This window comes from Actinoplanes couchii (assembly GCF_016862075.1).
Taxonomy (GTDB): domain Bacteria; phylum Actinomycetota; class Actinomycetes; order Mycobacteriales; family Micromonosporaceae; genus Actinoplanes; species Actinoplanes couchii.
Genome location: NZ_BOMG01000086.1, coordinates 170549 through 181525, shown reverse-complemented (window position 1 = coordinate 181525; position 10977 = coordinate 170549). Strand labels below are relative to the sequence as shown.

The window sequence follows — 10977 nt, the reverse complement described above, 5'->3', positions numbered from 1 at the left end:
CCGCGGCTGGCGGCGACGGCCGCGGCTGGCGGCGACGGCCGCGGCTGGCGGCGAGCGGTTCGGATGCCGGTGCGGACTGAGGCTTGCCCTAGGGCTGGCTAGGGATTGGGCCCGGGACTTGGCCGTGCGGATTGACGGGGTGCAGGCCTTGGTCGTTGTGGCCGCCAGGTCGAGATGAGCCTTGGCTTGTGGGCGACCTGGATTGGTTTTGTCGTTGGGGGCCTTGAATTTGGATCCGTTGGGGCGTTGTTGCCGGGTAGCCACACCTCGATGTCCGGGGGCGGTAGGACTTGGGGCGCTGGTCTTGTTGAGACGTCAGGTGGGTGTGGATCTGGGTTGGTCCTGATGGTGCACAGGATTTGGGGACTGGCTTGGTTCCTGGGGCCAGCGGTGTGACTGGCTCGGTTCGGCTGTGATCGTGCGGGACTACGAACTTGGCCTCGTGGATGCTGCACGGATACGGACTCGGCTTAGGCGTGAAGGCGCGGGGCGGCTGGGGTTGTGGTGGTGCGGTGTGATTGGCACGGCCCCGGTCGTGGGGGTGCGCGGGCTGCGGAGCCTGACTGGGTAGTGGGTTGGTCGGGGAGTTGGTCACTACGGATTAGGGCGGTGGGCCGGTCTGTGGCCGCCGGCCGGTGACGGGCATCGTGACCGTCGCAGTAGTCCGGGGGTGGTGACCGATGCGGCGGTCACCACGGTGACGTATGTGGCGGTCAGCATTGGTGACGGGTACAGCGGTTGGCGATGTGGCGGCAGGCATGGTGACCGATACTGCGTGCCGTCGTGCCGACGTGCCGACGTGCCGACGTGCCGACGTGCTGGCGGGTGCGCGGGTGGCTTCGTGGCCGATGCGGCTGGCGGTGTGGCGATCAGGATCTTGCGGCGATTGCGGACCGCGTCAGGTTGTTCGATCGGCGTTGACGGCGCGGCCGAAAGTGAATGTGAAAGGGGAAGGCGGCTGGGGGTGGAGACATGCGTGGGGGCCACTATCCACAACCTGTGTGTGGCGCCTGTTGATGGTGGGGGTGGTGGCGTTTCACGTGAAACGTTGCCGATGTTGTTGTCGTCGTCCACCGGTCTATCCACAGGGTGCGCAAGCGTTCTACGTCGAGTTTCACGTGAAACACGGGAGCCTGTGGATAACTTCTGTGGATAACCTGGGGATGGGTCTGTGGATTACGGGATGCTCATGGGCGTCTACGTGCGGGAGTCCCTCGGTCGTGCGAAATTGACCCGGGACATGTCGTCCTGGGCTGGGCTAAGGTCACGTCGTGTCTGAGAACACCACCCCCCTGCCTGACTTCACTCGATGGCCGTCCTTTCCCTTCGAAGGCGATATGCGGGTCAAAAAACTCGCCGCACCTGTTGACGTCGAGCCGCCTCGTAGCGGTGAGGACGGTTCGGACTGTGTGGCGTGTGGGACCTCCGACGACTCGTACATCTGGGTCAGTGAGCGGTGGCGCGTCCGCGCGATGGACCGGCCCACCGGCCTACCCATGGTTCTCATCCTGGAGTGCCGGTCGCACCTCGACCTCGGCGACCTGCCGAACCTGCTGGCCGCTGAGCTCGGCGTGATGACGGTCCGCCTGGAGCGCGCCATCCGCTCGCTCGACGGCGTCGCCCGGGTTCACGTGAATCGCTGGGGTGACGGCAGCGCCCACCTGCACATGTGGTTCCTGGCCCGGCCCTACGGCCGGCTCCAACTGCGTGGCACCTTCCTGAGCCTGTGGGATGACATACTGCCGGTCGTCCCGGAGTCGCAGTGGCGGGAGAACCTGGCGATGGTCGCCGCCTGGCTCGCCGACTTCGGCGGAACGGCGAACGCCGAGCCGGCCCATATCGCCTGGGAATCCTCCGGCAAGCTGAACGTGCCTACGGACACCGGACATACGGAAACCGGCCGCACGGAAACAGGACGCACGGACGCCGGACACACGGATGCCGACCGCCCGGAGAACCTGGGAGACGTGGGCTGAAGAAGGACAGCGCGGGGGAGCAAGACAGAACGGCCCGGCGTGAGAACGCCGGGCCGTGATCAGAAGGCCGCGACCCGAAAGATCAGGCGAGACGCAGGCCTAGAAAGATCCAGAAGCCGAGATCCAAGGGATCTAAAAGATCCAACAGATCCGAAAGCCAAGAACAAAACGCTCTAGGACCGCCGGGCCACCGCACGCGACACCAGCGCGCTCAAGACCGCCCCGAGATCCACCCCAGCCGCCTGCACCGCCAACGGCAGCAGAGAAGTCTCGGTCAACCCGGGCGACACGTTGCACCCGAGCACATGCGGCTCCCCGTCCGGAGTCACGATCACATCGATCCGGGAGAGATCCCGAAGACCGAGCGCCTTGTACGCCGCCAGCGCCATCTCCGAGACCCGGGCGGCCACCGGCGCGGACAACCGAGCCGGCACATGCCAGGTGGTGAGCCCGGCGGTGTAGCGGGCGGCGTAGTCGTACACCCCGTCCCGCGGCACGATCTCCACGATCGGCAGCGTCTCCGGCCCGGTGCCCAGGTCGATGATCGAGACCGCCACGACGGTGCCGCTGACGTACTGCTCGACAAGAGCCGTCGAGTCGTACGCGAAGCAACCGACCATGGCCGCCGGAAGGTCCGCAGCGTCCCGCACCACCGCGGCCCCCAGCCCGGATCCGCCCTGCGCGGGTTTGACCATGAGCGGCAGACCGAGCCGCGACACGATCCGGTCGAGCACCGCGACCGCCCCGAGTTCGGAGAACCGGTCGTGCGGCAGCGCCACCCAGTCGGGTGTCGGAATGCCGGCCTCGCGCAGCATCGATTTGGCGGACGGCTTGTCCCAGGCGAGCCGGGCGGTCCGAGCGTCGGCGCCGACGTAGGGCACACCGCACAGGTCGAGCACCCCGCGCAGCGACCCGTCCTCACCGGTGGCGCCGTGCAGTGCGATCACCACCGCGTCCGGCGGGTCGGCCTGCAGCGAGGGGAGCAGGGCGACGTCGGCGTCGTGCAGTTCGGCGGTCATGCCGGTGGACCGGAGCGCGTCGAGCACCCGCCGCCCGGATCGCAGGGACACGTCCCGTTCGTAGGACAGCCCACCGGCCAGGACCAGCACTCGCACGTCGTCATTCGTACCCATGGCTGTGATCATGCCAAGTCGGGGCCGGGGGCGTCGGCGGCGGCCGAGCCACGACGACTCCGGGACGGAGAAGGCAGAGCCGAACCGAAGACGGCACGCATCGCGAGGTCCTGTTCCATCACCCCGGACAGCCGGCGTACGCCTTCCCGGAGCCGATCGGGCGAGGAGAAACTGAAGTTGAGCCGCATGTTGGACCGCCCCGTCCCGTCGGCGTAGAAGCCGGTGCCGGGCACGTAGGCGACCCGGGCGGCGATGGCCCGCGGCATCATCGCCTTCGAGTCGAGGCCCTCGGGCAGGGTGGCCCAGACGAACAGCCCACCGGTCGGCCGGGTCCACGTGGTGCCGGCCGGCATCAGGTCCTCGAGTGCGCCGAGCAGCGCGTCGCGGCGCTCCCGGTAGATCTCCCGGTACACCTTGATCTGCTGCTGCCACGGCATGGTCGACAGGTATTTCGTGACGGCGCCCTGTGCGAACGCGCTCGGGCACAGCACGTTCGCCTCGCTCATCATGACCAGCTTCTCGCGTACCGCATGGGGGGCCAGGATCCAGCCGACCCGCAGCCCGGGCGCGAACGTCTTGGAGAAGGTGGAGCAGTAGAAGACGCCCTCCCGGCGCCGGGCCCGCAGCGGCAGCGGCGCGTCGCCCTCGAACGACAACATGCCGTACGGGTCGTCCTCCACGACGAGGAGCCCGGCCCGCTCGCAGATGTCGAGGATCTGCTCGCGCCGCTGTTCCGAGAGGGTGACACCGGCCGGGTTCTGGAAGGTGGGGATCGTGTACAGGAACTTGGCCCGGCCGCCGTCCCGGGCGATGGCTTCCTCGAGTGCTGCCGGGATCAGGCCCTCTGCGTCCATTGCCACGTGCCGGACCTGTGCCTGGGCGGCCTGGAACACGCCGAGTGCGCCGACGTAGGTCGGCCCCTCGGCGAGCACCACGTCGCCCGGGTCGAGGAACAGCCTGGCGAGCAGGTCGAGAGCCTGCTGGCCGCCGACGGTGACCACCACGTCGTCGGGGGAGGCGCCGGTGATGCCGGAGTGGGTCATCACCTCACAGATGCGTTCGCGCAGCTCGACGGTGCCCTGACCGATCCCGTACTGCAGGCTGGTGGCGCCCTGCTGGGCGGCCAGGTCGCCGAGCATCTCGCCGACCGCGTCGAGCGGCAGGGCGGCGATGTAGGGCGAGCCGCCGGCGAGAGAGACTACTTCGGGACGGCTGGCGACGGCGAACAGGGCACGGATCTCGGACGTGGTCATGCCGCGGACCCGCCGGGCGTACCGATCGGTGTAGTCGTCCTGAGTTGTTCCGGTCATGCGATGCTCCTCTTCTGATCAGGCTGAAACGATCCTAGTCCGGTCCCGTTCATGGTGGTCCCGACGTAGGATTCGGTAGTTCCGGTTCCGAGCTGCAAGGGGTCCCGCATGTCGCGACGCCTGGTCAATCTCACCCTCGACACGCTCGAGGACCTGCCCCGGCCTTGTCGGCAGTGCGTCTACTGGGAGCTCGATCCGGTCTCCGCGGAGCGCGCGTGTGCGACTGGTGATCCCGGTCTCGAGAAGGAGGCGTGGGTTTCCCAGACGCTGCTGGAGTGGGGCTCGTGCGGCAAGCTGGCGTACGTCGACGGCATGCCGGCCGGGTTCGTGATGTATGCGCCGCCCGCCTACGTGCCGCGGTCGATGGCGTTCCCGACGTCGCCGGTGAGTGCCGACGCGGCCCTGCTGACCACGGCCCGGGTGGTGCCCGCCTTCGCCGGCGGCGGCCTGGGCCGGATGCTGGTCCAGGGCGTGGCCCGGGATCTGACGAAGCGCGGGGTGAAGGCGATCGAGGCGTTCGGCGACGCCAAACCGGACGAGACCGACGAGTCGTCGGCCTGTCTGGCCCCGGTCGACTTCTATCTGTCGGTGGGCTTCAAGACGGTCCGTCCGCACCCCCGGTACCCGCGGTTGCGGCTGGAGCTGCGGACGGCCCTGTCCTGGAAGTCCGACGTCGAGTACGCGCTGGAGAAACTGCTGGGCTCGATGAGCCCGGAGACCCTGCTGCGCCCGGTCCGCCCGGTGACGGCGACCAGGTCCGCCGACAACTAGCCCTTGTCGGCGAGGGCTAGCCGGAGCTGGCGCACGTCGATCGAACCGGTCGGCACGTCGCGCTCGACCGGGAAATACATCCGCTGGACGGCGGCCAGCAGCGCCTCGACCAGCTGCTCCCGGGACTGCGGGTCGATCAGCCGCTCCCGGTCGGTCTTCGACGTCAGGTAACCGAGGTCGACCCGGACCGTCGGCATCCGGGTGAGACGCAGCAGGTCCCAACCCTTCGCGTGGGTACGGCAGTCGTGCATCCCGGTCCGCACCACGATCTCGCGCTGCACCAGGTTGGCCAGGCGCTCGCCGACGGTGGAGCTGAGCCCGTTGCCGGTGCCGTAGTGGTAGGTGGCGACCCCCTCCGCCGACGCGGACTCGTGCCCGTCCAGGTGCAGGGAGATCAGCAGATCGGCACCGAGTGTGTTGGCCAGGGCGGCCCGCTCGGCCCCGCTCATCGGCTCGGCCGGTGACGGGCCCCGGGTCAGGTGCACCCGCATGCCGGCCGCGGAGAGCCGGCCCTCCAGCCGGGAGGCGAGGTCGAAGACCAGGTCCGCCTCGTTCCACCGGAGCGGGCCGTCGGGCACCACCACACCCGTGTCGTCACCGCCGCCGTGTCCGGGATCGATCATGATGGTCTTGCCGACCAGGTTGGGGCCGGACTGACGGAACGCCTCCGCCTCGCGCAGCCACTGCGGACGGCCGCCGACGACCTTGCGGCCGAGCCGGCGCAGCGCCTTCATGGTCTGCGGGCCACACGAGCCGTCCGGGACGAGCCCGACCTCACGCTGGAACTGGGCGACCGCACGGGCCGTCCGGGCGCCGTAGACCGCGTCGGGGCGACCGGCGTCGTACCCCATCTCCAGCAGGCGCTCCTGGAGCGCCCGCACGTCCTCGCCGACGAGCGCGTCCGGCACCGAGTGGAAGAGCGTCCGGGAGCCGAGCCGCCAGCGGGCCGCGTCCAGCGCACCCCAGGTCTCGTCGCCGACCATGCCGTCGATGCCGAGACCACGGCTCTGCTGGAACGCCCGGACCGAGCCTTCCAGAGCGTCGTCGAAGACGGCGGGCTCAGCGGTGGTGAGCAGCTCCAGACCGACCAGGATCGACCTGATCTCCGCAACGGCCGGGCCGGTGTCTCCCCGTCGAATGGACCGCACTCACGACTCCTTTTCAGAAAAGGACACAACCCCCAGGACAGTACGCCCCGCGACCCAACCGGGGCGCGGGGCGTGTGACCTGAGTTGATCAGAGAGACGACTCGATGAAGTTGACCAGGAAGCTCTTCGGCTTGGCACCGGCGATCGAGTTGACCCGCTCGCCGTCCTTGAAGATGGTCAGCGTCGGTACCGACATCACCTGGTACTGCATGGCGATCTGCGGGTTCTCGTCGATGTTGACCTTGACGATCTCCAGCTTGTCGCCCATCTCCGCGGCGATCTCGGCGAGCAGCGGGTCGACCTTCTTGCAGGGCACGCACCACTCGGCCCAGAAGTCCACCAGCACCGGCTTGTCGGAGCGGAGCACGTCACTGTCGAACGTCTTGTCGGTGACGACCTTGGTTCCTGCCACTGGGACCTCCCGGGTCTTACAGCTCTACGAATGAAGCGATGAAGCGCTCGGCGTCCAGCGCCGCGGAACAGCCGGTGCCGGACGCGGTGATGGCCTGCCGGTATGTGTGGTCGACCAGGTCGCCGGCGGCGAACACGCCGGGCACGTTGGTCCGGGTGCTGGGCGCGTCGACCTTCACGTAGCCCTCGTCGTCCAGCTCGACCTGGCCCTTGAACAGCTCGCTGCGCGGGTCGTGACCGATCGCCACGAAGACGCCGGTCACGTCGAGGTTCTTGGTCTCGCCGGAGTTCACGTCCTTGAGGCGGACACCGGTGACCTTGCCGTCGGTGCCGATGATCTCCTCGACGGTCGAGTTCCACTCGACCTTGATCTTCGGGTTGTCCAGGGCGCGCTTCTGCATGACCTTGCTGGCCCGGAAGCTGTCGCGGCGGTGCACGATCGTCACGGTCTCGGCGAACCGGGTGAGGAACGTGGCCTCCTCCATCGCCGAGTCGCCGCCGCCGACCACCACGATGTGCTGGTTGCGGAAGAAGAAGCCGTCACAGGTGGCACACGCCGACACACCGTGGCCGAGCAGCTCCTGCTCGCCGGGCACGCCGATCGGGCGCCACGCGGAACCGGTCGCCAGGATCACGGCGCGGGCGAAGAACTGCTGCTCACCGACCCACACCGTCTTCAGGCCCTCGGTGCCGGCCTCGGTCGGCTTGTCACCCAGCTCGACGCGGGTGACGTCGTCGGTCAGGAACTCGGCGCCGAACTTCTCCGCCTGGGCCCGCATGTTGTCCATCAGCTCGGGACCCATGATCCCGTCGCGGTGACCCGGGAAGTTCTCCACCTCGGTGGTGGTCATCAGCGCGCCACCGGACTGCACGCCCTCGATCACCAGGGGTTTGAGCTCGGCCCGGGCCGCGTACAACGCCGCGGTGTAGCCCGACGGTCCGGAACCGATGATGATCAGATTGCGGACCTCGTCCACTGCCGACTCCTCAGTCTGTTTTCCGCCGGACGAATAGGCCGGCGACACTGCACGCTAGAACGTCGTACTGGCATTCGCCATTCCCCAGCGCACGCTGGTGTCCGACCTCACGCGGGGAATGCGGTCAGCGTACCGGGAGATTCTGGAGGGTGTCGGCGCCCGCACCCGGCAAGCCACAATCGGGGCCGACCGCCCAAGCCCAGACGCCGTTGGCGGCACTGAACCGGAAGACCACCGCGGGTGTCCCGTCGAACCGGGCGAAGTCCGCGGACTCCACCGCGAGCGTCCCACCGCTGTTCGCCACGGTGATCGCATCGACGCATGCCGCCAGCGCGGACGGGTCCTCCAGGCGGCTCAGCCCGGGAGTCTTCGGCACGGCCGCCGCCGGAGCGCTCTCGTCCGGCAGGGCGAGGCCGGTGGACAGCGTCTCGCTCATCGGGGCGTCCGGCAGGGTCGCCGCGGTGTAGTCGGTGCCGGAGCTGGTCACCGCGAACGCCGGGAGCGCGCCGGCCTGCTCGGCGGTCGTGCTGCCCGCCGCGGCAGTGCTCTCGCTGTTGTCCATCGACTGGTTCGACACCCACCAGGTGGCGCCGAAACCCGCGAACGCGAGCACCGCGGCGGCCACCGAGAGCGGCGCGGCCCACCGTCTGGCCCGGCGCCGGCTTTCCAGATCCACGACATTGGTGGGTACGACGGGAACGGGCTCCACCGGCGTCTCCGCCGTCCGCAGCAACGTGTCCAGCCGGTCCGCCAGATCAGCGGGCATCGGCTCCGGCTCGAACGCCTCCAGCGCCCCGCCGACCGCGGCCATCGCCGGCCCCAGCGCCTCGAACGCGGCCCGCCACGACGGGTCCTCGGCCACCAGCGTGGCCACCCGCTGCCCGTCGGGGGTGCCGTCCAGAGCGCCACCGACGAAGTCGGCGAGCAGGTCGAAGTCGACCCCCTCGAACTCGGCGCCCGTCACCGCGGCTCCCTCCGCTCAGACCCGTTCGGCAGCGAACCCGCCGCCTCCGACCTGGATGAGACGGTCCCGCCGTCGTTTCGGTTCCCGCGCAGATATCCCAGCGTCATCGCCATCCGCGCGCGGCCGCGGGCGCACCGGCTCTTGATCGTGCCCTCCGCCACGCCGAGGATCTCGGCCGCCTCGGCCACCCCGTAACCCTGCACGTCCACCAGCACGATCGCGGCCCGCTGATCGGCCGGCAGCGCAGCCAGCGCGTCCCGCACCACCAGCACGGTGTCCTGGTCCGGGGCGGGGGCGACCGGCTCGGGGCCGGTGGGGCGGTCGTCGTCGCGGTTGCCGTCCGGCAGCGGCACGGTCGGGTGGGCCTGCCGGCGGCGCATCCGGTCCAGGCAGGCGTTCACCACGATCCGGTGCAGCCAGGTCGTGACCGCGGCGTCGCCCCGGAATCTCGCCGCGTTGCGGTGCGCGTTGAGAAGCGCGTCCTGGACCGCGTCGGCGGCCTCCTCGCGGTCACCGACGGTCCGCAGCGCCACCGCCCAGAGCCGGTCCCGGTGCCTGCGGACCAGCTCGGCGAACGCGTCCGGATCGCCCTCGACATGGGCACGGACCAGCTCGACGTCAGTCGGCGCCGAGCTGGGTGGCCCATCGCGGAGAGTCACGTCAGCAATCTAGTGCACCTGAGCAGCCGACGAGGTCTCAGTATCCGTACAGCTCGATCTCGTTGACGGTGACCTTGTAGCCGCTGCCCTCTTCGCTCTGCGGCAGCTCGGTCAGGAAGACCAGCACGTACTGGTACTTCGTGTTCGAGTCGGAGACGCTGTAGAACCACTTGTTGCCGGTGCTCTTCTCCGGCTTCTCGTCGGAGAGCGACTTGTAGTCCTTGAGCAGCTGCTTGTCGCCCTTGGAGCTGTTGCCCGGGTCCGACGTGCCGGTCCGGACGTCCATCGTCACACCCGGCACCGACGTGAACACCCGCACCTCGGAGAGCGCACGGGCCTCACCCAGGTTGATCAGGATGCCCATGCCCTCCTTCGTGTTGCCGAAGTTCGGTGCGCCCTTGAAGGTCTGCGTGGACCAGCCGGTGTCCATGTCGCCGTCGACGGTCAGCTTCGCCTCGTCGGCGTCGGTGCGGTCGCCGGGCGGCGCGTCGACCAGCCGGACCATGTCGGCGGTGAGCTCGAGCTTCTTCGGCTCGGGCAGCGGGGTGACCGGCTCGCCACCGTCACCGGTGGGCGTCTGGGCCGAGGTGTCCCCGCCGGCGGTGTTCGTCCCGTCGCTGCTGCTGGTGCCGGTGATCGCGCGGATGCCGAAGACCAGGCCGACGATCGCGATCACGATCAGCGCGCCGACCCCGATCAGGATCTTCGGTGCGGTCTTGGACGGCTCGCTCGACGTCGAACCACCGCTCTGCATGAAGCGGAGCGGGCCGACGTCCTCGAACTCGTCGTCCTCGGCGGCGGCCGCCGCGTCCAACCGGCCCAGCTCGGCGGTCAGCGCGTCGGAGGCCGGCGCCGCGACCCGGCGGTCGAGCAGGTCCATGGTCAGATCGTCGAGGTACGCCGGGACACCGGGCCGGCTCGACCGCGGGGCGGCCGGGTTGCCGTCGGCGTCACGGACCGCGTCGGTCAGTGCGGACTCGCGCACCTCGGAGTGCGGCCAGTGGCTGGTGAGCGCGAAGTAGAGGAGGCCGCCGACCGCGCGGACGTCGCCCTCGACCGTGTCGGACGAGTCGGCGCGCGCGTCGGCCAGGACCACCCGGCCGTCGTCGGCGATCAGCACACTGCCCGGGTGCACGTTGCCGTGCACCATGCCGGTGGCGTGCACAGCGGTGAGCGCGTCGGCCACCGAGTGTGCGATGGCGATCGCCCGCGCCGGGTCCAGCGGACCGTTGGCGGCGATCAGATCCCGCAGCGACTCGCCGTCGACCCACTCCCGGACCACATAGGCCCGTTGCTCCTCGTCGATCGCGTCGTAGACGCCGACCAGGTTGGGGTGGATCACCCGGCTCGCGGCGACCGCGGCCTGAAGCATCTCGGTGGCTGAGTCACCGCCCGGGTGCCGGAGCACCACGGCGACCGCTCGCCGGAGGATCACATCGATGCCTCGCCACACCTGCCGGCCCGCACTGTCATTGTTGACGTGCTCTTCCAGCTGGTAGCGCTCGGCAAGGATCTCACCGGCGGTGGGTGCACCGAAGGTCAAGACCGGTCCGGCCTCGTCGGCCGCGGTCTCGTGGCCTTCGCCGACCTGGGTCACCAGTCCTCCCTAGGTGGTGCATTCTTTGTGT

The 10977-nt window shown here is 69.4% G+C and carries 9 protein-coding genes and 1 pseudogene; 2 read left to right on the top strand and 8 right to left on the bottom strand.

The genetic code is table 11. The annotated features are described in order from the left end of the window. Positions 1–1292: 1292 nt before the first annotated feature. Positions 1293–1943: pseudogene (locus tag Aco03nite_RS35125) on the top strand (hypothetical protein); the annotation flags it as partial. 206 nt (positions 1944–2149) lie between these two features. Here Aco03nite_RS35125 and Aco03nite_RS35120 read toward each other — a convergent pair. Both Aco03nite_RS35120 and Aco03nite_RS35115 read right to left on the bottom strand, forming a co-directional pair. Beyond that, complete coding sequence (locus Aco03nite_RS35120) at positions 2150–3121, bottom strand: D-alanine--D-alanine ligase family protein (RefSeq protein WP_203803418.1); 972 nt, start codon at positions 3119–3121, stop codon at positions 2150–2152. Beyond that, positions 3118–4419: an aminotransferase-like domain-containing protein gene (locus tag Aco03nite_RS35115; RefSeq protein WP_203803413.1), complete on the bottom strand. Its 1302-nt coding sequence runs from the start codon at positions 4417–4419 to the stop codon at positions 3118–3120. The genes Aco03nite_RS35120 and Aco03nite_RS35115 overlap by 4 nt, the downstream gene beginning before the upstream one ends. Positions 4420–4527: 108 nt before the next feature. Here Aco03nite_RS35115 and Aco03nite_RS35110 point away from each other — a divergent pair, with 108 nt between their 5' ends. After that, positions 4528–5190, top strand: coding sequence for a GNAT family N-acetyltransferase (locus tag Aco03nite_RS35110; RefSeq protein ID WP_203803411.1), 663 nt, complete (start codon positions 4528–4530; stop codon positions 5188–5190). Here the strand turns inward: Aco03nite_RS35110 and Aco03nite_RS35105 are convergent. The 6 genes from Aco03nite_RS35105 to Aco03nite_RS35080 form a co-directional block, all read right to left on the bottom strand. Further along, positions 5187–6338 (bottom strand): N-acetylmuramoyl-L-alanine amidase, encoded by a 1152-nt coding sequence (locus tag Aco03nite_RS35105; RefSeq protein WP_203803408.1) that lies wholly within the window; start codon positions 6336–6338, stop codon positions 5187–5189. The two genes, Aco03nite_RS35110 and Aco03nite_RS35105, sit on opposite strands and share 4 nt — an antisense overlap. Positions 6339–6426: 88 nt before the next feature. Then, complete coding sequence (gene trxA, locus Aco03nite_RS35100; protein ID WP_203803405.1) at positions 6427–6750, bottom strand: thioredoxin; 324 nt, start codon at positions 6748–6750, stop codon at positions 6427–6429. Positions 6751–6766: 16 nt separating this feature from the next. Further along, positions 6767–7726: a thioredoxin-disulfide reductase gene (gene trxB / locus Aco03nite_RS35095; RefSeq protein ID WP_203803402.1), complete on the bottom strand. Its 960-nt coding sequence runs from the start codon at positions 7724–7726 to the stop codon at positions 6767–6769. Between the two features lie 124 nt (positions 7727–7850). Then, complete coding sequence (locus Aco03nite_RS35090; protein WP_203803399.1) at positions 7851–8690, bottom strand: RsmA family anti-sigma factor; 840 nt, start codon at positions 8688–8690, stop codon at positions 7851–7853. Further along, the gene (gene sigM / locus Aco03nite_RS35085; RefSeq protein WP_239145703.1) at positions 8687–9349 is read right to left on the bottom strand and encodes an RNA polymerase sigma factor SigM; all 663 of its coding nucleotides are present in this window, start codon (positions 9347–9349) and stop codon (positions 8687–8689) included. Before sigM ends, Aco03nite_RS35090 begins: the two co-directional genes overlap by 4 nt. Positions 9350–9386: 37 nt before the next feature. After that, a complete protein-coding gene (locus tag Aco03nite_RS35080) occupies positions 9387–10946 on the bottom strand; it encodes a protein kinase family protein (RefSeq protein ID WP_203803396.1) in 1560 nt (519 codons plus the stop codon). Positions 10947–10977 lie beyond the last annotated feature (31 nt).

What these genes read in the sequence shown, in the direction of transcription:
- Aco03nite_RS35110 (WP_203803411.1), top strand. Translation starts at nt 4,528, where the DNA reads ATGTCGCGACGCCTGGTCAATCTCACCCTCGACACGCTCGAGGACCTG.
- Aco03nite_RS35115 (WP_203803413.1), bottom strand. Translation starts at nt 4,419, where the DNA reads ATGACCGGAACAACTCAGGACGACTACACCGATCGGTACGCCCGGCGG.
- Aco03nite_RS35120 (WP_203803418.1), bottom strand. Translation starts at nt 3,121, where the DNA reads ATGATCACAGCCATGGGTACGAATGACGACGTGCGAGTGCTGGTCCTG.